This is a genomic window from Paenibacillus sp. B2(2019) (assembly GCF_008370385.1).
GTDB lineage: Bacteria > Bacillota > Bacilli > Paenibacillales > Paenibacillaceae > Paenibacillus_AQ.
Genome location: NZ_VTZR01000038.1, coordinates 1 through 26,161, shown reverse-complemented (window position 1 = coordinate 26,161; position 26,161 = coordinate 1). Strand labels below are relative to the sequence as shown.

Sequence of the window (26,161 nt, the reverse complement as noted above, 5' to 3'; positions counted from 1 at the left end):
TGTTATCCGAACTGCCAACCCAACAGGTTCCAATAGTAGAAGAACAGAGTCATCGCCACAGCCGAAAGCGTCACTAACGTATAATGTACACGCTTGAAAGCTGTCCAGTATTTATTCTTCCAAACCAGTATAGCCGAGATTAGTAAAGCTAAAGTCAGACCAACCAAAATGATTGGCATAACTAAACTGAGAGAAAGCGAAAGACTGATCCCGCTGAACTTCTGCATCATGTCCATGGACATAACCACCATAAATATCGTGACGAAAGATAGCAGCGCCCAACCAGCAGTTCCCGCAGATAGGCGGATGGCCCACTTTTCAGGTGGCGTCATCGCCTTAATCTTGCGTCTGGAGAAGATTAGTCCGAGCAATGCAGTGATGAAAATCAACCCCGAGAACCCTAGTACGATAAGCCAAAATTTATTCTGATCCAAGAGAGGCGTACGCTCCAGCGGCATATCCGGTGCCATCCCTAAGATCATATGTGTAACCTTACCGGACTCATTCGTGCGGAAGGCAATTTGTTCGGTACCTCCCTCGAGTTGGAACATATTCGGACTGACTTCATTATACAATTGTTGTTCACTACCACTTCCCAAGGATAGCTTATTATCCTCAACCGAGACATTCAGCTGAGCGAAAAAGTTGAAAAACTTATCAATATCACTGATGTTTCGGCGTGTAAATTGATAGGCTCCTGCATATTTTTGAATAGATTCATCAGAAGCGATGAATTCAGGCTGACTCGCATCAGGAGCAGTGTAGTAGCGGTTGAAAAAGGCTTGGATGAGGTCTTCTGCGGAATCACCGCCCTCACCGCCGTTGTAGGATACAAAGATGCCTACATGCTTGGCAGGCACAAGATACAATCCCGTATTAAACATGGGGTCAGAACCACCATGAGTGATCAGCGTGAGCCCATTGATTTGTTTCTCTGCGAACCCAAGATCCACTCCCGGCAGACGTTTATCAAATTGAAACGCCGTTGAATGCATTAGTTCTGCCGTCTCGGGTCTCAGAATCTGCTGGTCTCCATATTTCCCGTTCTGCAGATGGGCGATCATGAAATGCGCCATATCTACTGCTGATACTGTACCCGAGCCGGCAGGACGAAACCCGCCCTCGAAGGTAGGTGTGCCTGGAATAAAACTACCGTTCTCGCTGTTGTACCCCACAACTTTGTTGGGTATGAATGACTCCGGCAAAGGTTCTACTACAGTCGAATATTTCATGTCGAGCGGATCAAAAATATATTTCTTTATATAATCATTGTAAGGAACACCGCTAACTTCCTCTACAATTAGACCTGCGAGTGTAGCACCGTAGTTCGAATAAGAACTTATCTGTCCGGGTGGTCTTACCCGTGCCAACATATGCTTATTGAGTGTTTCCGAGATTGACCCAGGCAATTTGGCAGGGTCTGTAGTGATTTGATAACCAACTCCACCTTCTTCGAACCCTGCTGTATGTGTCATCAAATGGCGCATAGTGATAGGCTCAGGATAAGTAGCAGGGATCTTCACTGATTTCAGGTAGGTGTTAATATCCGTATCTAGATCAATTTTGCCTTGCTCGACCAGTTGCATCACCGCTGTCCAGGTGAACAGCTTTGTCGTTGAAGCAATTCGAAACATGCTGGTTGTCGGGTCAACGGGTGCTGCCTTTTCCAGATTGGAGCTGCCATAACCTTTGGCCAAAATAATCTTGTTGTCCTTTACGATCGAGATGACTGCTCCAGGAATTTGCAGCCGATTCATATCTTGTTCCATAATGCCATTAACGAAGGCAGTCAGACTCGCGGTATCATCGAGATTGGCAGGTGCTTCAGTCTGGGTTATAGGTAGCACAGTTTGATCCGTTTTGGTCTCGGCCCATGCCTGGTTCCCGGGCAACATAAGGCTTGCGCCTAATCCGGCACTGATCACAGCCAATAGGGTTAGAACAGCGATCAGTCTTTTTTTTATATAAGTTAACATTATTATCCTCCGCATCATCATTTATTGGGTTTGGATGATCATCCACCTAACGCTTATAGACATTATCAGAGTAGTGTGAATGGAACGTTAACAAGACTATAAAAAAACAGACTGCCATCCGCCGCCTTCAACGACAGAGGGTAGTCTATTGTGAAAAAATTGAAATTCCAGTTTCCTTTTTTGCCTGATAAATTAAAATAAACAGCGGTAGTTTAGGACGTGATTTCCTTGTCCTAAACTACCGCTGTTTCTATTAGAATCAGTGAACTCTTCTACATATCCCCACTTATCGATCAGCGATAACACCTTGTGACGGAACTTCCACAACGGGTCGCCTATGGGTAGCCTCAAGGGTGGAAAGGTCACCATCCAGCGCTTTTAGTCCGGGGAGCAGCAAGGCTGTACTAGCACAGAGCATTGGAAGAAGTCCGGCGATCACGAAAAGTACAGGTACACCATATAGCTGGGCAATCGCGCCGCCGGCAAAAGCACCAAAAGGCTGCAAGCCGCCACCGATCAGAAATCGGATGGAATTTACTCTTCCTTGCAGATTGCTCGGAACTAGACGTCCATGGAGTGAAGAGCTTAAGGAACCGAAGAAGGGACCCAACGTTCCAGAAGCAAATACAGCGGCGAGAGCAAAAGAAAAACTAGGAAATAACCCCCATAATGTAGTCACTAAACCAATGGTCCCCAGACTGCCAAGCATGACAAGCCGCCTTTTTGTAATTTCCCCTATCATGGAAATTACACTTAGCCCAACTAATGTTCCAAGGGCGAAAACTGTACTTAGTGTGCCCATCGTTGCCGCATCGCGGTGGAGCACTTCGCGTACAAAAGGGACCATCATCGTCCAGACGGCAATTGAGCTTAAATTACTGATGGAGGCCATGATCATAATCGTAAGCATTGCAGGGAATTGTTTATAGAAGGTAAAGCCCTCGGCTATCTCACGAATGTAAACGGAGATGGAGAAACGGCCTGGGGCTGGAGAAGGTTTCGGCAGCTTTTTCAAGCACAGCAGGGTAGTTATGGCGGCTAAGTAACATAACATGTTGATGCCAAGGGCTGGCAGCGCTCCATTGGCAGCGGTCAATGCACCAGCTAAGGCAGGTCCCAGCAGGGCAGCTGCGCTTTTGCTGCCATCAATGATAGCAAAAGCCCGCACTAGCTTCCGGCTGTCGGCAACGCCGGGAATAACAGCCATCGCCGTCGGCATAAACAGCGCGGCGCAGGCACCGCTGAGGCCTGCGGCGACAAACAGATGCCACAGCTGCAGCTGGCCAGTCAGGCCCATGACGAGTGGCAATGCTATGGCCAGTAAGCGAATGGCTGCCAAGCAAGCCATAAAGCGCACTCGGTGCAGCCGGTCGGACAACGGTGAACCGAGCAAGCGCAGCAGCAGCTCAGGGATGCCTGAGCTGAGCGCGAGTGCTCCCATCGCTAGCTTGGAACCCGTCAGCTCATAGACGAGCCACTCCATAGCCAGCAGGCCAAAAGCATCACCAAAAGCGCTTAAAGTAATGGTCGAGAGAAGACCATAATAGCTGCGTTTTATCATAGCTTGGTAGCTCCTTTTTTAAAATATAAGAAAGGTTAAGTTTTACACGGTATCCTCTTATATTTCTCGCATATACGCTTACCGTCCTTATAAGCTCGCCTAAGGCGTTTATGCTTAACTCTCCAGATATGTCCCAATCTGCTGGGGCAGCTCATTTAATGCTTCTAATCGCAGGCTGTACGATGTGTTTCTAACATTGGTATGGACAATGACCAGCCCAGCTGCACGCAGTGCGATAAGATGGTAGTGGATTGTGCTTTTAGAAAGGCCTACCTCACGCACGATTTCTGTGAAATTGAGCTGCTTGCCTGTGAGCAAACGAAGGATATACAGCCGGGTCTCATCTGACAACGCACGGGTAAGGCGGAGTAATGAAGGCGCAGGCCGTCCAGCTTCCGGAGGGAGAACATCACAAGAGTAGCTGGTGAATACGAATTCATCATACATAGCGGTCGTAACCAATGGACGAGCATGATATTGCGGAATGATAATGACCTGCTTCAGATGTTCGGTTGGATAAAGGCGCATTCCAGCAGTAGCTGCTTCAAAGACTTCCATATCATTGTTCCCGCTTAGCATCGCGCGTCTTGATTCGGCTTCCTGCTCAAGCCCTTTGATGATATTAGGATCGATTCCACTGAAGTATCCCGCGTTCCATTCGCGGAGGATGTCAGCGGCAGTGTCCCTGAGCTCCGCAAGATTGGAAGGGACCGATTGGCCGAAACGTCCGGATATTTCATACAGTTCGCCCGAAGATAAACCATCGAACCACTCCAAAAACCCCTCTACCGAACGCTCTCCCGGACAGCACCAAATATAGGGAGCCAAACTGAAATCATCAAGTTTCTTAACGACTTCCTGCATTTTACGTAGCAGCATTGGCGCGAATCTGGCTTGAACATCGCGTACCCAGAGCTTACCGGAATCCATGGCAGTATGGTTCTGCTTACTTAGAAAAGCAGTCATACTATAAACACATTCATACATGGGTGCAAAATCGACCTCAACTTTATAATCCAAGAGCTGCTCCATTCTTTCAGTCAAATACTGAACTTGTTATTTGTTCTATAAATATAGAACTAATTGTTGGTTTTATTCTAAACGAACTAAATGCGCTTTTCAATACCCTTTTGATTGAGAAAATAAGAAATTAAAAATATTGTTCAAATATAATCAATTGATTATATAAGTGCGTGGTTATATAATGAATCTGAAAATTAGATGAAGAAGGTGTAATTAGACTTGAAGGACACAAACGATTTGACTCAGGGTCCTATAATGCCTACCTTAATGAAATTAACGCTTCCGATTATTGCGACGAATTTCATCTCTACTACTTATGGTCTAGTCGATATGATTTGGGTTGGAAGATTAGGAAGTGGTCCGGTTGCCGCGATTGGTACAGCGAGTTTTTTTATTAATCTAGCGATTGCTTTATCGACTATGGTTACGATCGGCACAGGGATTAAGGTGGCGCATTGTATGGGGTCTGGTCAGTTAGAGAAGGCTAAATCTTATATAAAGAACGGATTTATGATGTCTATTTTATTAGGACTTCTCTATATGAGTTTAGTGCTATTAACCAAGAATCAGTTGATTGGTTTTTTTGATCTTGGGAGTGATGAAGTAGAGCGGATGGCTAGACAATTTCTAGTGATTTCGATATTTGGATCGGTATTTTCCATCGTGAATACGTTATTCGTAACTCTCTTAAACGCTATGGGAAATAGTAAACAACCGTTTCAGATCTTCTCCATTGGTCTTATGGTTAATATTGTCCTTGATCCATTTTTGATTTTTGGCTGGGGCAGTTTTGAAGGATGGGGAGTAGCGGGGGCAGCTATTGCAACATTAACGGCGAACATTTTGGTTACGGCTCTTTTTATCCTGAAGACAAGAAAGTCAGAACTCATTTCAAACCGATCTGCGTGGGACAGTCGTCAAATGAAAGAAGTCATCCGCATGGGGCTACCAATAACGATCCAACGGGTCACCTTTACGATCATATCGATCATCATTGCCAAGATCATTGTACGATTTGGAGCGGATGCTATTGCGGTTCAAAAAGTGGGAATCCAAATTGAATCCATTTCCTATATGACCATTGGCGGACTACAGGGAGCTATTGCTGCCTTTTTTGGTCAAAATTATGGAGCACGTCGCTTCGATCGTATTGGGCAGGGGTATCGTCAGGCCTTAATTTTAACCTCCATTTTTGGCGTGATCGTGTCACTTATATTTATTGCGTTCCCGCAGCAGCTATTTTCATTGTTTTTATCAGACCAGACAAGTTTGGAATTGGGCGCAGATTATATGCGGATCATCGGTTACTCACAATTATTCATGTGTATGGAATTGATGACAGTAGGTGCTTTTAACGGCATGGGTCAAACCCACATCCCACCGATCTTTAGTATTTCATTTACTGCACTCCGAATTCCACTAGCCTTACTCTTATCCGAACCTTTTGGCTTGAATGGGGTGTGGATGTCAATTGCGCTAAGCAGTGTGTTCAAGGGTGTTATTCTTGTGTTCTGGTTTAGAAGATCTTTGTTCAGAATGAATAAACAGCAGGCAAACTACTAAGCAAAGGATGAGCGTAGGAATGGCTTTATTAAATCGTAAACTCATACAGCTTTTAAAGGATAACCATTTGAATAAGGAGATTTTTCACGGAGAATTTGGACTGGAAAAAGAAAATGTCAGAGTGGATCCAGAGGGAAGACTTGCGCTGACACCACATCCAAAAGCCTTTGGAAACAAGCTGGAGAACCCCTATATTCAAACGGATTTCTCAGAGAGTCAGGTTGAAATGGTGACACCCTCTTTTGATTCTATTGAAGAGACTTATAACTTTCTGGAGGCGCTGCAGGATATTGTGTCGCTAGAGCTTAATGAAGAATATCTGTGGCCGAGTAGTAATCCTCCCATGCTGCCGAATGATAAGGACATTCCCATTGCCAAAATGGGTAATCCGGTAGAGGACGAGTATAGACATCAGCTAGCCGATAAGTATGGTCGTAAAAGACAATTGCTGAGTGGGATCCATTATAATTTCTCTTTTGATGAACAATTTCTAAAAAAGCTTCATGATATCGCTGATCCACAAGAGAGTTTTAAAGATTTCAAAGATGCGACCTATTTAAAAATAGCCCGCAACCTATTGCGATACCGCTGGCTTCTAATCTATTTAACAGGTGCTAGTCCTGTTTTTGATAAGACTTATATGGAGCAATGTGTGGCACGTGGTGAATCAGATGATGAAAAAAGCTTCTATTATCTGAATATGAACTCACTGCGAAATAGCGAATGCGGGTATCGGAATGAAAAACCTCTCTATGTGTCTTTTGACTCGCTTACGGAATATGTACATGATTTACAAGCGTTGATTGAATCGGAAGAATTATTAAGTGTAAAAGAGTTCTATAGCCCGGTTAGAGTGAAGACGGCAAGAGGTAAACATCCGTTAGAGGAGCTGCTGCAGGATGGGATTGCCTATTTGGAGCTTCGTTTTATTGATCTCAATCCACTCTATAAAATAGGAATTAGCAAAGAATCAATGACTTTCATTCATCTGTTTATCCTGTATATGCTATTGAAAGAGGATGAACCGTTCGGAGTAGAGGATCAGAAGATGGCGAATCTTAATCATGATCAATTGATCATGGAGGGGATCAAAGGCTGTTTGCATGATTACGGAGATTCTTGCGGGACAATGGAACAGAAGGCTTTAATTTGTATGCAAGAAATGCAGGATATGATTCAGCTATTGAACCCAGAGGATAAACAGCTCTCGAACGTTCTGAACGGAGCTAAGGATAAGATTTTAAATCCAGATCAGAGCTTTGCAGGGATTGTGAAGTCGGAAGTTCAACAATCCTCTTTTATTAAATATCATCTGAATAAAGCCAAACAATATGCTAAGGAAAGTCTTGCGAATGGATACCGATTTGTAGGATATGAGGATTTGGAGCTATCTACACAGCTTCTACTGAAGGCAGCAGTTAAACGTGGGATTAAGTTCCAATTGCTTGATCGGGAAGAGAACTTCGTTGTACTTACGAAAGGCGATCATAAAGAATACGTTAAGCAGGCTACGAAGACATCCCTGGATTCTTACAGCACGGTACTAATTATGGAGAATAAAATTGTTACGAAGGAAGTTCTCAAACAACAAGGCATTCGTGTTCCTTCAGGTGAGGCATTTGGAGATCTGGAAGCGGCAATGAATGCATATGGCACTTATCGTAATAAGCGAATAGTGATCAAACCCAAATCAACCAACTTTGGACTCGGCATTACTATTTTTACAGATGATTTCTCCAAAGAAGATTATCAAAAAGCCTTCCAAATCGCCTTCGAGCATGATCGAACAGTGCTGCTTGAGGAATTTATGACGGGGAAAGAATATCGTTTTCTAGTCATGGGTGATGAAGTAGTCGGAGTATTGCACCGGGTTCCGGCGAATGTGGTCGGTGATGGTGTACATACGATTGAAGAGCTGGTCCACGAAAAGAATAAGGATCCGCTAAGAGGTCGTGGCTACAAAACTCCGCTTGAGAAGATTCGGATTGGCGAAGCAGAAGAGATGTTTTTGAAGAATCACACTATGACTTGGAACGATATCCCTCCATTAAATGAGATCATCTACCTGCGGGAGAATTCGAATATTAGTACCGGTGGAGATAGCTTAGACTTTACTGATGAGATTCCGGACAGCTATAAAGATATAGCCATTCAATCAGCTAAAGCTGCAGGGGCCACTATTTGTGGAGTAGACATGATGATTGATGATATTAGGGAAGAGGCTACCGATACCAATTACAGCATTATTGAGATCAATTTTAATCCAGCGATTCATATCCACTGTTATCCTTTTAAAGGCAAGAACCGCCAAGCGGATGAACGAATTTTGAATCTATTGTTTGGAGAATGAACAGAAGCTCAACCAGTACTTTTGGTTGAGCTTCTGCTTTTAAACGAGACAATTCGCTCATCCACCCGCTGCATATTAATGCTAGGAGTTACCCGCTGCTGCAACGCCACTAAAGTTTCTGGCTTGGACGTTATTAAATGGATCTGTTGCTGCTGCATTTGTGAAGATCTCTGCTGTGTACTGAATCTGACCTGCTGCGACAGCCAACGCTGGTGGAACATCTACTGCTGTGAAACCAAAAGCCTCATTTTCTCTGCTGATTGCAACACCAAATGTTGTGGTGAAAATGATCGTTCCGTTTCTGCGAACATTAACGGTATTGGTGTTGAAAAGAGGATTGTTCTCTACTTTTAGAAATCCCGTCAAAAGTACGCGGACATTGCCTTGATTGTCAGGCGTCACCCCTACAGTCTGAATACCAATATCCCCAAAAACAAGGGGAGTCGCTGCAAGTGGAATAACTGCTGGCGTAGCATCCGAAGCAGCTTGATTGGAAAGTCGTAAATCTACAAACTGGATTGTCATATTATACTCACCTCCTAGAAATAGAATATGAGAGAAGGAGTGACAACTCTTGGATTCGTACGAAATTCCTCAGTTACCTACTTGTACGGCTTGATTTCAACCCCTTGTGACACTCTTGTAACAGAGATTCGCTACGATAGGCTACGAGGTGAGAAAATGAAGAATTCTAAAGCTTTTATCGTGTTGACCTTATTGTTGGTTGTCGGATGCAGTTCGGTACCACCGCAAGCCAATCCAGAACTGAAGAAAGAAGAGAAGAAGGAAGAAATGAAAGAAAGGAATGAGAAGTTAGCCTTCTGGGATGGCCAGAGAAAAGGAACCAATTTCATGAATTCAAAATCTTTACCGGAAAACTATGATGCTGCCAAAGAGCAGAATATTGAATTCATTCGTTTGGCACCAGATAAATGGGCAAAAGACAGTGACTATTTATTTAATGACAAACCGGATGCGAACCCGGATAAAGATTTTCTAATAGGGAATGCAGATAAGTATGAAGGGATTGTTGAGGAGGATTTTGCCGAGTTAAAAGCGGACTTAGATGCAGCCGAGGCTCGGGGCTCCAAAGTGGTGCTGACCGTCCTCAGTCTCCCCGGAGATCGCTGGAGGCAGTTCAATAATTACAAAAATGATGATCGGATATGGAAAGATTTCAGTTATCATGAACAAGCGGCAGTGTTTTGGAGAGATCTAGCAAGCCGGTTGAAAGATCATCCTGCAGTAATCGGTTATAACGTGATTAATGAGCCACATCCTGAGACCGCGACTGGATTTCACGATTTCTGGACACAGGACTACAGCGAATGGTATAGCTCAGTGGAGAACACCCCAGCGGATCTGAATCTTTTATATGAGACGATAGTGACCGCTATTCGTACCGTAGATTCCAAGACACCAATTATCGTAAATTCTGGCCTGTATGCTACACCTTGGGCCTTTAAATATTTGAAACCGATCGATGATGAGAATGTGTTGTATGCTTTTCATATGTACGAGCCTTACGAGTTAACCAGTCAAAATAAGAAAAAAGGGTTTACCTATGAGTATCCTGGAACGGTAAAGGTCGGGGATAATAAAACGGAAAAAGCTTTTAACAAGGAAGCCTTAAAGGAATTTCTGGAACCTGTTGCGCAGTGGGCAAAGGAACATAACATCCCCGCAAATCGGATTGTTGCAGAAGAGTTTGGAACGAATCGACTAGTAAAAGGTGCAGATCAATACATGGCTGATTTAATTTCGATTTTTGATGATTTCGGCTGGCACTGGGCGTTTTATGCTTTCCGCGAGGATACTTGGGACGGTATGGATTATGAATTGGGAAGTAAGCCCCCAACCTGGGAATATTGGCAAGCGATAGAGAAAGGCGAACAGCCTCCTCGAAAAGTAGTCGATAGCCCGATATGGGAAGTATTGAAGAAAGGACTTGAAGGAAAGGAGTAAATGATGCTACTTGAACATTCTAATTGCTGATGATGAGAAACACATGACCACTATATTGAAGACTTATTTCGAAAAAGAGGGCTATAACGTTTGGGTAGCTATGGATGGGGAGGAGGCGCTGGAGCTCTTTTTTTCGAATAAGATCGACCTTGTGGTACTGGATTGGATGATGCCTAAGCGAAGCGGGATTGAGGTGTGCAATGAAATCAAGCAGGTTAGTTTAGCTAAGGTGGTCATGTTGACCGCTCGATCTTCCCATGACGATGAATTTAGCGCATTAGATATCGGTGCAGATGAATATATAAGAAAACCATTCGATCCACGGATCTTAATGCTGAGAATCAAAAAAATGCTGGGTACCGAAAAAGTAGCTGCTATACGGGACTTAGAAATTGATTTTGAGCGAAAAAAAGTGTTCAAGAATGGGGAGGAGCTGTCCCTATATAAAAAAGAGTTTGAACTGCTAACCTTCCTATATGAGAATAAAGGCCGGATTTTGTCCAGAGATTCTTTGTTATCTTCCGTTTGGGGGATGGATTATCTTGGTGAAGAGAGAACCGTGGATACACATATCAAAAGATTACGCGATAAGATTGGGGCTGACCACGTAATCACACATAGGGGAATGGGGTACAGCTTCCATGATAAAAATCAATAAAATAAGCACGAAGTTATTGATTATGGTAAGTATTATTCTGCTGATTGTATTTGGGACGTCCTATTCATTACACAATTTTTTCTCGTCCGATTATTACCTTTACAAAATGAAAACCAAAATTAACGACATTTATGACGAAGTAAAGGATCTCAGTCTGGATCAGCTCATGGAGAAAGAAACAGCGATCGAGAACAATAACAATGTAACGATAGTTAGGGTTGAGAACCACGGAAACGCAACAATAATCAACGAGAACATTCAATTTGCATTGTATAAAGATAAAGTGGCACTTAATAAATTCTGGATTACGGAAAAAGTATTGGAAAAGGTAAACGAAGGAAAAACGGTGAATCTATTATTTAATCAGGGGAAATTGAAGTCCAGTCTATTAACGAAAATATACGAGCAGGATGGCAGTCTAATCCTCATCGGCACTGTGGTTGTGCACAATACAGATGCTTTAAACATCGTAAATCAATTCAGCTTCTATTCTATTCTTTTGGGGATTATTATCAGCTTGCTGTTAGTGGCTTATTTTTCGAGGAAAATCATTACTCCGTTAGAGCAATTGCAGGATGTAGCGAAGGATATCTCCAATCTTGATTTTAAACAAGTGACGATTAAGTCGGGGGATGAAATCGAAGAATTATCAAAGAGCATTAACCAGATGAGTCAGCGTTTGAAAAGCGCCCATGCAGAGCTGGAAAAGAAAAATCAAAGCTTAAACACACTGATCTCAAGCATCTCACACGAGGTAAAAACACCGTTATCCTTAATCCAAGCGTATACGATTGGCATTCAAGACGATTTGGATGATGGTACGTATACGGATATCATTTTGGAACAGGTGAAGTATACGTCTGATATGGTGGATTACTTAATTAAACTGTCCAAGATTCAAAAGACCGAAGTGTATAAAGAAAAATTCGATCTTAAAGAGCTTCTGCTCAAAGTGATCTCACAATATAACATTACGTTCAAAAATAAAAACCTGATCTTACAGACCGACTTCCATTCGGTTGAACGATCCATCGTTGAAGAGGATATTAGCCAGATAGAAATTGTATTCAACAACTTAATTAGTAATGCCATTAAATATGGGGAAGAGAATGTCTTTGGAATCTCATTAGCGAATGATACCCAAGGCACTTTGAAATTCACCATTACTAATAAAACCACGCGCCTAAAAGAGAAGCATCTAGCGTATATCTGGGACCCGTTCTATGTCATCGAGGAGTCTCGGAATAAAGAAATCTCCGGAACTGGACTTGGCCTGTCTATCGTCGCGGAGATTCTAGCTAAGAATGATCTCAAATATGAAGCCACATTAGAGGATTCGTATATTAGTTTTAGTGTTTGGTTTGATGTTGAAGATTGAGTTTAATACAAAGAACGGGACAGTAAATTAAGGGAGTTTTTTAAGGGTGAGGGCAATAAGATAATGAGTTCAAAGAGTCAGGAGTGGTTAGATAATGAGACTAGTAACATCGATGATGACCACAGAAGAAATGATAGAGGGCGATATTTCAAAAGCTACTGAAATTATTCTGAGTAATTTTAAAAATGAATTTGAAATATACAAATACTCTTACAACGATAGGAAATATCACGAAGTAGATATCGATTTATTTAACGTGGTCTTTTCGAAAGAAAAGATATACGACGATATAGATAAGTTGATTTCTACTTATGAGGAGATAATGAAAACACTAACACTTCAAATTGATTTTATTGCAGGTAATGATGACACTGATTCGGCAATAATAATATATGAGCAGGATAATGAAGACATAAAAAATTTCGGGTTATTTGTGACGAACCGAACCATACCTAATATTCAGCCATATTACTCCTCTCAAATCTGCAATGCCTATGTTAATCTAACCCATGTAAGTTTTGGGGTATATTGATAGACAAACCCAAAGCACCCTTTCTGAATTAAACCACCTATTGACCTTGATAGGGCTTCGTGCCATTCAAGGTCTATTTTTGCTGTTAATCCTTGTGATTGGATAATGTATTTACTGGTGCTTTTGATCTTGATATTTAACCCATAAATATGGTGGAAAGTAACGGAGGGAATTTTGGAACTGTAGGAGCGGAGCGTTCGCCTTTGTCTCCGGATGTTATCCGCTGATAGCGGTAAAATCAAAAACATCTGGAGACAACAGCGACCGTAAGTCCAAACATTCCCGCAGTTACGCCCCATCACCATATTCATCACACAATCACCATATTCTTCACCAGCCATCACCATATTCATCGCCCTACCATCAATTCAGCTTCAAGATCGAAGCATTATCAACAAAAGTAGCTATATTAAACAGCATCAATACATCCTTGATATCATTCTGAGCCATGTACTCACTGATACTCCCGTTATAATAACGAATGTCGATCACGTGGATTTCCGGTACATGCTGAGTCAAAAAAGGGATGACACTATGCGCATAGGAGTCCTTGATGACGAGCAACTTCTCCTGTTTGACCACTTTAGGATCAAGCTGGCTTGTGATTTTCATGAGAGCATGAACGCCCCCTAGGAAATAAGAGTACTTATCTTTTTTCTCCAAATAGCTTGAATCGTACATACTTGTTAAAGTCTCACCCGTATCTACAATATGCATCTTGGTGGATACATCATGAACTGGCTTATACATTTGAATGGAATCTGGCGCCACTCCGTTAAATTGACTCCGCGTATGGTAGCTTCCAAGGAACGAATCGCTTACCGTCTCAATCTCGAATTCGCTCTGGGACAGAGGTTGCCATCCCATACTTTTAGCATAAGCTACGTAAGCCAAATAAGCGCCGAAGGTTGTCCAGTGATGATCGGTCCGATAATAAATGTCCTCTGCGGCATGAGGAGCAAGAACATTAAATCCATTTATAAAAGTAAGGCTATTCCCTACATCCTCAGCAATCGTTTGATTCACCTCGGCTTGCGAATATACGGGTGCTAACCAGGGCAGACGCTCGTTGTACAAGGCTACCGATGTCGGCGCAAGCAGAAAGGTCGTTTTGGCTTCAGCATTTTTATCGGTAAAACGCTTCACAGCCGCTGTATATTGCTGAACCTTATTGTGATCAGGTGCCTCAAATTTTTCGAATAAGTAGCCATCTTTCCCCTTATATATTCCGTTATTCTCTTGCTGCAACCTCATTTGCTCCACCGCCGATTTCACCCATACCCATTTGGCGCGAAAAGGGAAGTGATCGGTTACGAAGCTTTCCGCCTCTTCCGCGTAGGTATGGGATAATAAATTGTCCCATGTCAGTTGGGGAGCGCTTTGCAAATATCGGTTTTCTAGCTCAGAGAAACGTTGAACTGGCAATAAGAAAAAGGTTATACCCACCAGAAACAGCGTCGCGACAAATCCCACCACTAGTATTCGATCCGTTCTCTGCTTCATAAACAATCACCCCCTAGAATCGGAAATATAAGAATGGGTTAAAGGTAGCATCCACTAAGTAAGCGACAGATAGGAAGAACAGCAAGCCATACCAAACAAGAGAAGGAATCGTTCTAGCATCCATACGCTTGGAAGCTTTTAAAGGTGCGGAGGCTAAAGTTAGTACGACGAGTAGAATCGCGTTTGTGTAAGTGAAGTATAAAGTAGTGGTATCCCACAATGGCTGACCGTTAAAGCCGAGCATCGCTTGCAAGTAACTAAGCACCAATGGAAGTTCTTCAAAGGCGAACAAGACCCATCCGATGAGAATAAGTACAATGGCATAGAGATGCCTAACCCAGCGTGGTAGGCGGCTCAGTAGCTTTAATCCCCACCATTTTTCAAAGATAAGAATAACCCCAAAGTATAATCCCCAGAGTAGAAAATTCCAGCTTGCTCCGTGCCAGATTCCCGTCAACAGCCAGACGATGAGGATATTACGCACCTGAATGCCTAAACCCCGGCGGTTGCCTCCAAGCGGGATATATACGTAGTCACGAAACCAACTGCTAAGGGAAATATGCCATCTCCGCCAGAAGTCCGTAATGCTCTGTGAAATATAAGGTTTGTTGAAGTTCTCGTTAAAGCGGAAGCCGAACATAAGTCCGAGGCCAATCGCCATATCCGAATATCCACTGAAATCAAAATAGATCTGAAAAGCAAATGCAATAATGCCAATCCAAGCGGTTAGAGCAGGCATGGAATCTAGATTGGAGCTGGAGATGGTGTGCCAGAGCAAACCGATGTTATTGGCAAGCAGCACTTTTTTGGCTAGTCCGATAATGAATCTCCGTACACCCTCTGCGAACATGGGGATATCCACTGAACGCGCTCGTAATTGCTCTGCAATGGTGTTGTATTGAACGATAGGACCGGCTACTAATTGCGGGAACAAGGCTACAAACGTACCGAAATCAATCCAATTTCGCTGTGCTTTAGCAGTTCCTCTGTATACGTCAATGATGTACGACATGGATTGAAAGGTATAGAACGAAATCCCAATAGGTAGTGGTAAATCAGTTAATGGGATATGAGTACCGAGGAGTTCATTTACATTTTGGATGAGAAAATCTGCATATTTGAAATACGACAATAAGCCCAGGTTAATAACCATAGAGCTAACCACAATCCACTTGCGCTGTACCTTAGTTAGCTTCGGTCTACTAAGAAGTAGACCAAAGCCGTAATCCGTAATGGTGGACAGCAACATAATTACAATGTAGACGGGTTCGCCCCAAGCATAAAACACCAGACTGCTTAAGAACAATATGAGGTTTTTGATTCGCCAAGGCGAAACATAGTAGAGTGCAAGGACAGCCGGCAGGAACAGGAATAGGAACAGTAGGCTGCTGAATACCATCGCTAATTATTTTTTAGTAAACAAGGTATCAAATTCAGTCACCAGCTGATCAGCACTCTCCGAAATCACGAATAAGATGTAATTGCCTTTTGTGACCAGCTTATAATTTTGGGCGTTCTCATACTGATCCGGAAGGTATTGTTCGAATTGCTTTTGAATATCAGTCGCACGCTCTTTGACGGCGGTTTCGACAGTAGAGATATCTTTTGCATCTTTAACTTTTAAAATGGCAATTTCGTTACTTTTCACATTCATCATTGGCATTCTAATGCTATAATCTTCAAGTAATGATGGAGCTAGATGGTACAGCTGAGCCACCATATCTTCTTCAACTTCCATTAATGAAGGCTGTTCCACTTTTGCGAGCATCTCGTCGATCATTTCTTTCGGCGTCAGATTGGTTTCGACAACGGCTTCATTGTTACTACTGGAACAGGCGCTAAGCATTACACTTAATACAATAGTTAACGCTAGAATGAAGGTATGTTTTTTCAATTAGGTCACTCTCCTTGGTGTGTTTGATCTACGTTTCTCTAGTTAACTAACGTAAAGAGTCTATAGAATGTTGCGGGACACTTTCTTTCGAATACTTTACCCCAATTTTGTGGAAATATGTTTGAAGGAAAAGGTCATGCAAAGATCTTCCTCTCTTAGCTTGCGCAATGGTTGGTTATACTGTTAATGTTAGATAGATAGTTTTGAATAGAAGGGGATTGAACGGAATGATCGAAGAACTGAACAATAATGGACTACCGGAGAATTACGAGGAATTAAAGAAAGCTGCCAACCGCTCTGCGGATTGGAGAGCCCGTCTAGAAGCTGTTGAAGAACTGGGACAGACTAACCACAAACAAATTATCGATATCCTGACGCGTTTAATGGAGAGCGATCCTGTATATACAGTTCAAGAAGCGGCTTACCTTAAACTGAAGGCATTCGGCGAAGATGTTAAAGCACCGTCCAAGAATAAACCGGAGCTAGTAAAAGGCGTATCCAAAATACTCCTGAGAATCAAGAAGAGCTTGCCAAGAGATCATTCGTACGAAGATTTCAAAGAGAAACTGAAGAAGATGAGAATCGACGTGTACGATATTTACGAAGGCGAAAAGGGCGCTGACTTTGATGCTTGGCTGATGAAGATGTGGAATTCCTCGAACAAGTAAAGGATGACAACATGCAAACTAACAAATTGACAGAACAATTTCAAGAATATCTTAAGCTTTCCGCTGACTTACGTCCTGACTATATTGCCAGCTTAGGTAAGGGTGATAATGAAGCGAAGATTACGGCGATTTTTCCGGAAGCCCCTGAACTGCTGAAGGCCATTTATAACACAGTTTCGGGTACAAGCAGTGAGGAAGAAGAACCAAGTCTGATTGAATTTATTCCAGGATATCGTCTAATTCATATTAATGAATATGAAGCAGAGATGAAGATTTTAGCTGGAATATTGGAGGAAAAAGGCCATCAAGTGGATGGAGTTATCTTGCCGATCTTAACGAACTACGGTAGCGACTTCATTTGTTACTATAAATCTGCAGATGGTGTGGAACGTGTATGTGACCTGCTGCATGATTTTGGGGATCTGATTGTCATGTATGAATCACCTGAAAAGTTCCTGGAGACTTTATGTGAGTTCTACAAGCAGGAGGTTTATTTCCTGGATGAAGAGGGTTACCTCGATTGCGATTTAGTAAAAGAGGGCGAAGTAGGCGCGGCTCTAAACCCGGATGCGAAATATTGGTCCGAGTAACAAGCTGATACCCTATAAAGAAGAGCAGCAGTCCTATTACGGACTAGCTGCTCTTTGTTTATTAAATATCTACTGTTATGTTACTCCTGTGCAGCACGTTTCTCCTGCTCGCGAAGCTCTACTCTCCGTATTTTTCCGGAGGTCGTCTTCGGAAGATCTTGAATGAACTCGATTTTGCGTGGATATTTATAAGGAGCGGTCCACTCTTTAACATGGGATTGCAGCTCCTTCACAAGCTCTGGAGAAGCGGCGGTCTCATCTTTTAGTACAACAAAAGCTTTAACGATGTGTCCGCGGATTTCATCCGGACTTGCTACGACCGCGCATTCCTTAACCGAAGCATGTTTCATAAGGGCTTCTTCTACTTCGAAAGGACCTATGGTGTAGCCCGAACTAATGATAATGTCATCTCCACGGCCCTCGAACCAGAAATAACCCTCTTCATCTTTCCGTGCCCGGTCACCAGTTATGAAGAACTCGCCGTGAGTAGAGCTTTCTTTTCTGCCAGGGTCTTTGTAATAGGTATGGAATAACGCTGGCATGCTTAGGTGCACTGCGATATCTCCAACAACTCCAGCAGGTAACGGAATGCCGTCCTCATCTACCACTTCAATTAGACCCGGAGCAATAGACTTACCCATAGAACCTATTCGGATAGGTGTATCTTTGAGAGTACCGATAATAAGCGTACTTTCTGTTTGACCGTAACCATCACGAATCGTGATATTGAATTCACGCTGGAAGGTGTTGATAACCTCTTGATTCAAAGGCTCTCCAGCGGAAACCGCGCAGCGAAGGTGGGACAAGTCATACTGATTGAGATTTTCTAATTTGGCCATCAAGCGATATTCGGTTGGCGTACAGCATAATACCTCGATGTTGTGATCTTGTAACAGCTGCAAATATTTTTTGGGATGAAAAGATCCACTATATACAAAGCCGGTCGCCCCGTTGCCAAGGACGGTTAGGAAGGGGCTCCAGATCCACTTCTGCCAGCCCGGTGCTGCTGTTGCCCAAACGGTGTCGGTTTCTTTGATATCGAGCCATTGAGGCGATGTGATACGTAAGTGAGCATAACCCCACCCATGACTGTGAACGACTGCTTTAGGGTTGCCAGTTGTTCCAGAGGTATATGCCAAGATCGCCATATCGTCGCGGTGGCTTTCGACTGCTGTGAATTTATCTGGCTGATCAATCATTAGGCCTTCCAGATCTAGCCATCCATGACCGAGCTCGTCAGGGTCGCCGGATACTGAAAGACGGTAATCCAGAGCAGGCAGATCGTCCGAGATTTTATTAACTTCATCAGTGACCTCGGACCAGGCAATAACAGCTCTGGCTTCGGAATGCCGCAGACGATAAGATAAATCCTTTGCGCGAAGCATTTCTGATGAAGGGATAATGGCAAGTCCTAGCTTCAGACATGCTAAATAGATGACATAAGCGATGATTCGACGGGGAACCATTACAAGAACACGATCCCCTTGCTGAAGGCCGAGTGCTGCGAGCCCTCCGGCAAGCTGGTTAGCTTGCTTGCGAAGATCTCCGTAAGTGATCTCCTCGTAGTCTCCTTGTTCATTCAACCACTTAAGCGCAATCTTTTCCGGAGCATGACGTTCCATTTCCGAAGTGAGATTGTAGTACTCAGGTGCGATCCACTGCTGATTATCCAATATGAACCTCTCCTATATAAAACAAGATGTGTATAACTGTTATGCTTAGTATAGCACGTTATCCTAGTACCAGGTACTAGTACCTTGATGCTTAAATTTGATATCATAGGGTTCAGAAGGTTAAGATAACTTGTGTAAATATAAATCCAGAAAGTGAGAACTATGTTATGAATCACACAACTTTTGATGAAATATTCGCTATTATGGAAGCCTCTTTTCCTACCTCCGAGATCAGAACCTATGAGGGGCAACAGGAGTTATTGGATGTTCCACATTATCGATTGATTACCGAAGTGAATACTGAGGGGAAAATCATTGCTTTTATAGCTTGCTGGGAGTTTCCAGGATTTCGATTTGTAGAACATATTGCCGTGGACCCAAGTATAAGAGGTGGGGGCATTGGTAAAAAGCTGATGGAAGAATATATCCGTCAGTCGGGCAAGCCTGTGCTTCTTGAAGTAGAGCCGCCACTGGGTGAAATGGAACAACGGAGAATTGGCTTTTATGAGCGACTGGGCTTCCATTTGAATCCTTATGCGTATGTGCAGCCCCCTCTGCGTGAGGGAAATGCGGATTTACCGCTTCAAATTATGACTTACCCTAACCCTGTCGATGTAGAAGAATTCAATCTTTATAGAGAAATTTTATATACAGAAGTGTATAAGGTTACAACGCCGTATCAAAGTTAATCTAACAGCAATCCGTACGATCCTTTTTAGGACAAGCGGGTTGCTGTTTTTATTTTTTTTGAATTAATGATATTTTGATTTTTTTAATTACAAAATGGGTACAAGTAAGAAACAACTTAGAGACATAATCTTATTTTGTTTGAGCTAAAGTAAGAACAAAGATTGAACTTTCGAGGAGGGCTTACTTATGAAAAACAAAAAAATAATTATAGCAACAATGGTGTTTGGGATGGTAGTCACAGGATCAGCCGGTGTGTACGCAGGAACTAAACTTCAGAAAATTACGGCATATCTCAATCACAGCATTGGATTTAAGGTGAATGGCACGGCTTATACGCCAGTTGATAATAAAGGAAATGCACTGGCACCAATTACGTATAACAATACAACCTACCTTCCTGTACGTGCGATTGCTGATGTGATGAAGGTGCCTGTGACCTTTGATGCGGTGAACAATCAGGTTATTCTTGGCACAGGAGGCTCGGTGACTGACACTATTTCTCTGGCTCCTGTACAATACAGCAACAGTCAGAAAGAAGAGATTGTTAAAGCCTTCGCCAATTTCCAAGGTTTCGAAACAGCCTATGCACCTACTCAAATGGTGAGTGGAGACGCATTTCAAAAAGTAGTGGGTTCAGATGATGGTGTGAACTTTCTGTTTAAGCAGATGAAGGTGAACATTTCTCCTCGTGATTACGCTTACGAATATAAAGGTGAGACCGTAAAGCTCTCTAACGGAACCGAAGCTAAATGGTATAGTCCATCCACCGATTCGTTGTTCTTGGCCTATAAACTGGATGATCGTTTTGTTACTATTAGTTCCCCGAATAAAACACTGAGTAAGACGCAATTAGAAAAAGTAGCAGTGAATGTAGTGAAATGGACGAAATAAGCCCTCATTAGCACTTATCTTTGTGCCTTAAAAAGTAAAGCAGCAAGTCTCCCGTAGTTGGAGAGGCTTGCTGCTTTTTTTGTCGTGTTTGGGAGCCAATGATTTAAACGCTTTTACTTACTGTGCTGTTTATTTGGCAGCTTTTGACTTGGTGTACTTTTACCGTGATTTTCTTTATTCTTTTCAGCTTTCTTTTGGGTATCGTGTACTTTTTCTACAAAAGCATGAGTATCGTCCATGTTTATCCTCCTTGATTGGCAACCTTGCCGTTACTGTAACCACTTTTGTAAGAATACATACACGATGTACTTTACAAACTTCTATGTTTATAAAGACATTGCGAAAATATTTAATAGTTACTATAAATGGATGCAAGCATTTCATAGAACAGTAAGGGAGACTGATTATGAACAGGTTATTTAAACAAGCTGTATCCATGACCTTAGCTTTCGTTATGGTACTGGGAATTACATTCACAGGAATACCAGCTTATGCTGAAGACAGCAATGGGGATGCTGGACTACTGCAATTACAATCGTTAGAGCCTGTTACATTATTGGCAGGGAATTCTACGTGGAAGTATCTAGATCACGGAACAGATCAAGGGACGGTATGGCGGTCCGTGTACGATGATTCAACATGGGCGTCTGGCCAAGCGCCGCTTGGTTATAAAGATAGTGGATCCGGAGTCAGCAGCAAGCAATTTGGTGCTCTGAACACAAATATAAGCTACGGTTCTAATAAGAGTATGAAATATCGTACTTCTTACTTCCGTACAAACGTAACGGTGAATAAGGAAGAGATTGCGAAATCCGATAAAATCTTGGGTAACTTCGCATTTGATGACGGAGCTGTACTATATTTGAACGGTAAAGAAATTTACCGTGAGGCTATGCCAGCGGGCGAAATTAATTTTCAAACAAAAAGTTCAACTAACTTAAGTGATCCAAACGAATATACCAAGGTAGACCTTACCGAAGTAGTAAAGGCTAACTTGAAGGACGGAAGTAATGAGCTTTCAGCTGAGGTGCATCAGTCAAGTGATGGTAGCTCTGACCTCTATTGGGATATGAACCTGATTGCTTATCCGGTAGTAGAGCCTGTAGAACCTGGAGTTGGTAAGCCTGAGTCCATCGCACTGACTTTTAACGGAAACCCTCAGACTAGTATGGGATTCAACTGGTATGCACCTGAGAGTGTGACGGGTACCAAGCTTGAAGTAGTAGAAGCTTCTAAATTAGTGGACGGTCAGTTCCCGGTAGGTGCTCAAACTTACGAAGGAACATCGGTTACAACAAGCGTGTATATGACCAAAGCGGATAAGTCAGCTAAAAAACCAGTTGTACTGACTAGCCATAAGGTCATTGCTGATCATCTGCAGCCGGGAACGGAGTATGCTTACCGTGCTGGGGATGGACAAGCTGACAATTGGAGTGACATCGGAACGTTTACAACAGAAAGCTCCAGTAATCAGGCATTTAAGTTCTTATATACAACGGACTCTCAAGGAACAACTGAAGGTGATTTTGATATTTGGAATCATACCCTTCAAGAGGGATTGGCTAAATTCCCGACAAGTGAATTCATTCTGAATTCCGGTGATTTGGTAGACAACGGTGATATTGAGGAGCAATGGGGATGGTTCTTCAATAAACCAAAGGATATTCTAGCAAATATTCCATTGGTTCCACTGGTAGGTAATCATGAAAGTAAGAGTTATAGCAATTACACAACTCATTTTAATTTACCTAATGTCTCGAATACGGGGGCAAAACCAGATGGCTCTGTATATTCTTTTGACTACGGTTCAGCACACTTTATGGTTATTAATACAGAATATTATGGTGCTAGCTCGAGTCTTGAGAATAACGAAATTTACAAAAAACAAGTAGAGTGGCTGCGCAGTGAAGCCGCGAAAAGCGATCAGAAGTGGAAGGTTGTGCTTTTGCATAAATCACCTTATTCAGTTGCCAGTCACACAAATGATACAGATGTACTCTATTACAGAGCTAATTTGACAAAGGTATTTGATGAGCTTGGTATTGACATGGTTATCGGAGGACATGACCACACCTATACTAGAAGCTATCAAATGTACAACAATCAGCCGTTGACGGATATTAAGCCGGACAAAAACGGAGTGGTAACTGATCCTAAGGGTACGTTATACCTGATTACAAATGCAGCGGGTAATAAAAAATATAATGTTGGCGCAGGTCCGTTTCCTTTTGCAGCTAAATACGAGCAGCCTGGTAAGGAAATGTTCACAGGAATGACTGTAACGAATAATGAATTTTCATACGAAGCCTACACCACGACAACTGGTGGATCTACTGACTTGTATGATAAATACAGCATTCATAAGTCTGACGTAGCTGTTAAACCTGTGCAAAATGCAAAAGCTACTGTAGCAGATGGCGGTAAAATCACGTTAACTTGGGATGCGCCTGCATCCGGTGCACCGGTATCAGGATATCGCATTTATGAGCAAAATGATCTGATATCTGCAAACTGGACTCTCAGTGTTCCTAATACGGAAGGTCAAACTTCTTATAGTTACACTGTAGAAAATACTAATCCGAACCAAACCTATCAATTTGTTATCAAAGCGGTAAGTGACAGAACCAATTCAGAAGCTAAAATTGCTTCTACCGATTCTATCAAAAAAGTTACAGTTACCTTTAACGGCGACCCAGTGAGTGCAAAAGGATTCACTTGGTACACAGCGTTGAAATCTTCAGGAAGCGACCTGCAGGTTGTAGAGAACACGGGCGTTACTCCAGACTTTACAAAAGCTGCTGAGTTTACAGGACGTTCAGCTGTTTCCAGAAATTCAAAGGATGAATTAGTTCATAAAGCTGAAGCTTCTGGCCTTAAGGCTGATACGAAATACTACTTCCGTGTAGGTGATAAAGCACTGGGATTGTGGAGTGCAGTGGGAACTTTCGAAACAGCTGCTAAGACAGGTGCATTTACTTTCATCGATCTGGCGGACACACAAGCTAAGACGGAAGATGAGGCTATTCTTTCTGGAGAAACGATGGCAAAAGCACTTACGACATTCCCGAATGCTGAGTTTGTGGCGATTAACGGAGATATCGTAGATACTGGAACCAACGAATCACAATGGAATTGGTTGCTTGGCCATTCGCAGGAAACCTTGCTCAATACGACTATTGTTCCAGTTGCGGGGAACCATGAGGATAAAGCGAATGCCTTCTATGAGCACTACAATATTAAGGAAGCCGCAGGCTCACCAACAGAAACAGGAGCATACTATTCCTATGATTACAGCAATGCGCACTTTGTAGTCTTGAACACGAATGAGAATTCGGATGAATATGCTAACTTCAGCAAAGCACAGTTGGATTGGATGAAGGCCGATGTAAAAGCAGCGAAGGCTGCTGGAGCGAAGTGGATTATCGTCGCTATGCATAAAGGACCATATACAACCTCTAACCACGCTACTGACAAAGATATTATGGGCGCTAATGGAGAAAGAGCGAAAGTCGCTCCAATGATGGCTGAACTGGGCATTGACTTGGTTCTTCAAGGCCACGACCATATTTATGCACGGACGAAGCCAATCAAGGCTGACGGAACTGCAGCAGACACAGTGAAGATCAAGGAAAGCTTCAATGGTCAAACTGTGGAGTACACAGTAAACCCAGATGGAACAATCTATCTGATTCCAGCTACGGCAGGAGCGAAGGTTTACTATAAGAACATGAAGAAAGAATTGGGAGATGCGTACTATAATCTCTTTGAAGTAGCCAATGAGAATACAGCAGCTAAATACGGAGCGGACCCAAGTGATGCTACGCGTCCAATGCGCGGTCAAGTTCAGACCTTTGTTGGTATCACTGTAGATGCAGGGAAGCTGACAGCTGTATCTTATGAGATTGATCAGAATGTTAATGAGGCTAAACCATATGTTCTTGAAGAGTTCGGTATTGTTAAGGGCGATGAGAATGGTGGAGTTACACCAACACCAACAACAGCACCAACAACAGCACCAACAACAGCGCCAACAACAGCGCCAACAACAGCACCAACAACAGCGCCAACAACAGCACCAACAACAGCGCCAACAACAAAACCGACAGCAACACCAACACCAACAGTAGCGCCAACAGCTACACCAGCACCGACAACGGCGCCTTCACCAACTGCGACGCCAGTTAGTAAGCCATCTTTAACGGATACTAGCAATCACTGGGCGGCTGCTGTTATCGAGAAAGCAGTAGCAGCTGGCTTCGTTAGTGGTTATCCGGATGATACTTTCCGTCCGAATCAGAAAGTAAATCGGGTTGAATTTATCACAATGCTGGCACGTGCATTGCAATTGCCGGAGAATGGTGACACTTCAAGCTTTAAGGATTCTGCGAAGATTCCAGCATGGGCTAAGTCTTTTGTGGCACAGGCTGTATCTCTGCAAATTATCAGTGGCTATGATGATGGAACATTCCGTCCTACACAGGAGCTAACACGTACAGAATTAGCAGTTATGGTTGTTCGCGCTCTTGGTATTACGGTAGATCCTAAAGCGACATTAACCTTCAATGATGCTAAGGATGTACCAGCATGGGCAGTGCCGTATATTGCAGCGGCAGCGAAATCAGGCCTTGTGAATGGTGTAGGGCAGAATAAATTTGCACCTAACCAGAAGGCAACAAGAGCAGAGGCAGTTACCATAATCCTTGCATTATTAGAAAAAGGGCAGAAGTAAACTATTATCTGCGTGAAATGAACTCAAGCTTAGTTTGTATCGAACAAAGGGGGTCTCAGCTTATCTGCTGGGGCTCTTTTGTGTTTATTGCTTTTTTTATAAGAGGCCATCACTTTGCCGGAAAACATCACTAAGGAAGTGGACTATTATGATGAAGAAGTAACAGAATACAAAATAATATGAATTTTAAAATAATGCTTGCAATGAATCTCTATACATGATATATTCTATTTCTGGCCGAGAAACACACATGCCGAGCTCGAAAAAGAAGTTAAAAAAAGAGCTTGACATTAAACGGCTGAACATGATATAGTATTAGAGTTGCTGCTGAGACATTAAACGGCGCCAACGAGAACTTGATCTTTGAAAACTGAACAACGAGTGAGTAGGAAATCACGAAAGTGAAATCCAAAATTAGAGAATTAATTTTCTCGTCAGATGTTTCAAAATGAGCATATCGCTCTTTTCAATACTAATTGGAGAGTTTGATCCTGGCTCAGGACGAACGCTGGCGGCG

At 42.8% G+C, this 26,161-nt stretch carries 20 protein-coding genes; 11 read left to right on the top strand and 9 right to left on the bottom strand.

Going from position 1 to position 26,161, the window contains the following annotated elements; genetic code table 11:
* Nucleotides 1–2: 2 nt before the first annotated feature.
* The 3 genes from PAENI_RS31625 to PAENI_RS31615 form a co-directional block, all read right to left on the bottom strand.
* Nucleotides 3–1,976, bottom strand: a complete 1,974-nt coding sequence (locus PAENI_RS31625) for a serine hydrolase domain-containing protein (RefSeq protein ID WP_262495810.1) — start codon at nucleotides 1,974–1,976, stop codon at nucleotides 3–5.
* 286 nt (nucleotides 1,977–2,262) lie between these two features.
* Nucleotides 2,263–3,537, bottom strand: a complete 1,275-nt coding sequence (locus PAENI_RS31620; RefSeq protein ID WP_149647977.1) for an MFS transporter — start codon at nucleotides 3,535–3,537, stop codon at nucleotides 2,263–2,265.
* A 114-nt stretch (nucleotides 3,538–3,651) separates the two neighbouring features.
* Nucleotides 3,652–4,569: an ArsR/SmtB family transcription factor gene (locus PAENI_RS31615; RefSeq protein WP_223179048.1), complete on the bottom strand. Its 918-nt coding sequence runs from the start codon at nucleotides 4,567–4,569 to the stop codon at nucleotides 3,652–3,654.
* A gap of 210 nt (nucleotides 4,570–4,779) precedes the next feature.
* On the opposite strand from PAENI_RS31615, the gene PAENI_RS31610 reads away from it, so the two are divergent.
* On the top strand, nucleotides 4,780–6,123 hold the full coding sequence (locus PAENI_RS31610; RefSeq protein ID WP_149647975.1) for an MATE family efflux transporter: 1,344 nt from the start codon (nucleotides 4,780–4,782) through the stop codon (nucleotides 6,121–6,123).
* Between the two features lie 19 nt (nucleotides 6,124–6,142).
* The gene (gshAB, locus tag PAENI_RS31605) at nucleotides 6,143–8,473 is read left to right on the top strand and encodes a bifunctional glutamate--cysteine ligase GshA/glutathione synthetase GshB (RefSeq protein WP_149647974.1); all 2,331 of its coding nucleotides are present in this window, start codon (nucleotides 6,143–6,145) and stop codon (nucleotides 8,471–8,473) included.
* Between the two features lie 81 nt (nucleotides 8,474–8,554).
* Here the strand turns inward: gshAB and PAENI_RS31600 are convergent, their stop codons facing one another.
* Complete coding sequence (locus tag PAENI_RS31600; protein WP_149647973.1) at nucleotides 8,555–8,998, bottom strand: hypothetical protein; 444 nt, start codon at nucleotides 8,996–8,998, stop codon at nucleotides 8,555–8,557.
* Nucleotides 8,999–9,154: 156 nt separating this feature from the next.
* Between PAENI_RS31600 and PAENI_RS31595 the strand changes: the two genes are divergently transcribed.
* From PAENI_RS31595 to PAENI_RS31580, 4 genes are all read left to right on the top strand, one after another.
* Entirely contained in the window at nucleotides 9,155–10,438 is a 1,284-nt protein-coding gene (locus PAENI_RS31595) for a glycoside hydrolase family 5 protein (RefSeq protein ID WP_149647972.1), read from the top strand.
* 10 nt (nucleotides 10,439–10,448) lie between these two features.
* Nucleotides 10,449–11,096 (top strand): response regulator transcription factor, encoded by a 648-nt coding sequence (locus PAENI_RS31590; protein ID WP_076300313.1) that lies wholly within the window; start codon nucleotides 10,449–10,451, stop codon nucleotides 11,094–11,096.
* Nucleotides 11,080–12,474 (top strand): HAMP domain-containing sensor histidine kinase, encoded by a 1,395-nt coding sequence (locus tag PAENI_RS31585; RefSeq protein WP_149647971.1) that lies wholly within the window; start codon nucleotides 11,080–11,082, stop codon nucleotides 12,472–12,474. The genes PAENI_RS31590 and PAENI_RS31585 overlap by 17 nt, the downstream gene beginning before the upstream one ends.
* Before the next feature lie 94 nt (nucleotides 12,475–12,568).
* Nucleotides 12,569–13,006, top strand: a complete 438-nt coding sequence (locus PAENI_RS31580; protein ID WP_149647970.1) for a hypothetical protein — start codon at nucleotides 12,569–12,571, stop codon at nucleotides 13,004–13,006.
* 363 nt (nucleotides 13,007–13,369) lie between these two features.
* Here the strand turns inward: PAENI_RS31580 and PAENI_RS31575 are convergent, their stop codons facing one another.
* Genes PAENI_RS31575 through PAENI_RS31565 form a run of 3 tightly spaced genes read right to left on the bottom strand, consistent with a single transcriptional unit; the run spans nucleotide 13,370 to nucleotide 16,403 of the window.
* A complete protein-coding gene (locus PAENI_RS31575; RefSeq protein ID WP_149647969.1) occupies nucleotides 13,370–14,509 on the bottom strand; it encodes a DHHW family protein in 1,140 nt (379 codons plus the stop codon).
* 13 nt (nucleotides 14,510–14,522) lie between these two features.
* The gene (locus PAENI_RS31570) at nucleotides 14,523–15,908 is read right to left on the bottom strand and encodes an MBOAT family O-acyltransferase (RefSeq protein ID WP_149647968.1); all 1,386 of its coding nucleotides are present in this window, start codon (nucleotides 15,906–15,908) and stop codon (nucleotides 14,523–14,525) included.
* Nucleotides 15,909–15,914: 6 nt separating this feature from the next.
* Nucleotides 15,915–16,403: a DUF4358 domain-containing protein gene (locus PAENI_RS31565; protein WP_042184975.1), complete on the bottom strand. Its 489-nt coding sequence runs from the start codon at nucleotides 16,401–16,403 to the stop codon at nucleotides 15,915–15,917.
* 227 nt (nucleotides 16,404–16,630) lie between these two features.
* Here PAENI_RS31565 and PAENI_RS31560 point away from each other — a divergent pair, with 227 nt between their 5' ends.
* Nucleotides 16,631–17,071 carry a HEAT repeat domain-containing protein gene (locus PAENI_RS31560; RefSeq protein WP_042184977.1) on the top strand — a complete coding sequence of 147 codons (441 nt, stop codon included), beginning with the start codon at nucleotides 16,631–16,633 and terminating at the stop codon, nucleotides 17,069–17,071.
* Between the two features lie 11 nt (nucleotides 17,072–17,082).
* Nucleotides 17,083–17,661, top strand: a complete 579-nt coding sequence (locus PAENI_RS31555) for an SMI1/KNR4 family protein (RefSeq protein ID WP_149647967.1) — start codon at nucleotides 17,083–17,085, stop codon at nucleotides 17,659–17,661.
* An 80-nt stretch (nucleotides 17,662–17,741) separates the two neighbouring features.
* On the opposite strand, the gene mbcS is transcribed toward PAENI_RS31555, so the two are convergent.
* Nucleotides 17,742–19,337 (bottom strand): acyl-CoA synthetase MbcS, encoded by a 1,596-nt coding sequence (gene mbcS / locus PAENI_RS31550; RefSeq protein WP_149647966.1) that lies wholly within the window; start codon nucleotides 19,335–19,337, stop codon nucleotides 17,742–17,744.
* Between the two features lie 164 nt (nucleotides 19,338–19,501).
* Here mbcS and PAENI_RS31545 point away from each other — a divergent pair, with 164 nt between their 5' ends.
* Nucleotides 19,502–20,023, top strand: coding sequence for a GNAT family N-acetyltransferase (locus PAENI_RS31545; protein WP_149647965.1), 522 nt, complete (start codon nucleotides 19,502–19,504; stop codon nucleotides 20,021–20,023).
* A gap of 187 nt (nucleotides 20,024–20,210) precedes the next feature.
* Nucleotides 20,211–20,915, top strand: a complete 705-nt coding sequence (locus tag PAENI_RS31540) for a hypothetical protein (RefSeq protein ID WP_149647964.1) — start codon at nucleotides 20,211–20,213, stop codon at nucleotides 20,913–20,915.
* A 113-nt stretch (nucleotides 20,916–21,028) separates the two neighbouring features.
* On the opposite strand, the gene PAENI_RS31535 is transcribed toward PAENI_RS31540, so the two are convergent.
* Nucleotides 21,029–21,154, bottom strand: a complete 126-nt coding sequence (locus tag PAENI_RS31535) for a DUF4023 domain-containing protein (RefSeq protein WP_052404154.1) — start codon at nucleotides 21,152–21,154, stop codon at nucleotides 21,029–21,031.
* A 167-nt stretch (nucleotides 21,155–21,321) separates the two neighbouring features.
* Between PAENI_RS31535 and PAENI_RS32905 the strand changes: the two genes are divergently transcribed.
* Nucleotides 21,322–25,644 (top strand): S-layer homology domain-containing protein, encoded by a 4,323-nt coding sequence (locus PAENI_RS32905; RefSeq protein ID WP_262495809.1) that lies wholly within the window; start codon nucleotides 21,322–21,324, stop codon nucleotides 25,642–25,644.
* Nucleotides 25,645–26,161: the final 517 nt, after the last annotated feature.

Bases quoted from the DNA above. Each gene is read 5' to 3' on its own strand.
- PAENI_RS31625 (WP_262495810.1), bottom strand. From the start codon at position 1,976: ATGTTAACTTATATAAAAAAAAGACTGATCGCTGTTCTAACCCTATTG.
- PAENI_RS31620 (WP_149647977.1), bottom strand. From the start codon at position 3,537: ATGATAAAACGCAGCTATTATGGTCTTCTCTCGACCATTACTTTAAGC.
- PAENI_RS31615 (WP_223179048.1), bottom strand. From the start codon at position 4,569: ATGGAGCAGCTCTTGGATTATAAAGTTGAGGTCGATTTTGCACCCATG.
- gshAB (WP_149647974.1), top strand. From the start codon at position 6,143: ATGGCTTTATTAAATCGTAAACTCATACAGCTTTTAAAGGATAACCAT.
- PAENI_RS31600 (WP_149647973.1), bottom strand. From the start codon at position 8,998: ATGACAATCCAGTTTGTAGATTTACGACTTTCCAATCAAGCTGCTTCG.
- PAENI_RS31595 (WP_149647972.1), top strand. From the start codon at position 9,155: ATGAAGAATTCTAAAGCTTTTATCGTGTTGACCTTATTGTTGGTTGTC.
- PAENI_RS31585 (WP_149647971.1), top strand. From the start codon at position 11,080: ATGATAAAAATCAATAAAATAAGCACGAAGTTATTGATTATGGTAAGT.
- PAENI_RS31580 (WP_149647970.1), top strand. From the start codon at position 12,569: ATGAGACTAGTAACATCGATGATGACCACAGAAGAAATGATAGAGGGC.
- PAENI_RS31575 (WP_149647969.1), bottom strand. From the start codon at position 14,509: ATGAAGCAGAGAACGGATCGAATACTAGTGGTGGGATTTGTCGCGACG.
- PAENI_RS31570 (WP_149647968.1), bottom strand. From the start codon at position 15,908: ATGGTATTCAGCAGCCTACTGTTCCTATTCCTGTTCCTGCCGGCTGTC.
- PAENI_RS31560 (WP_042184977.1), top strand. From the start codon at position 16,631: ATGATCGAAGAACTGAACAATAATGGACTACCGGAGAATTACGAGGAA.
- PAENI_RS31555 (WP_149647967.1), top strand. From the start codon at position 17,083: ATGCAAACTAACAAATTGACAGAACAATTTCAAGAATATCTTAAGCTT.
- PAENI_RS31545 (WP_149647965.1), top strand. From the start codon at position 19,502: ATGAATCACACAACTTTTGATGAAATATTCGCTATTATGGAAGCCTCT.
- PAENI_RS31540 (WP_149647964.1), top strand. From the start codon at position 20,211: ATGAAAAACAAAAAAATAATTATAGCAACAATGGTGTTTGGGATGGTA.
- PAENI_RS31535 (WP_052404154.1), bottom strand. From the start codon at position 21,154: ATGGACGATACTCATGCTTTTGTAGAAAAAGTACACGATACCCAAAAG.
- PAENI_RS32905 (WP_262495809.1), top strand. From the start codon at position 21,322: ATGAACAGGTTATTTAAACAAGCTGTATCCATGACCTTAGCTTTCGTT.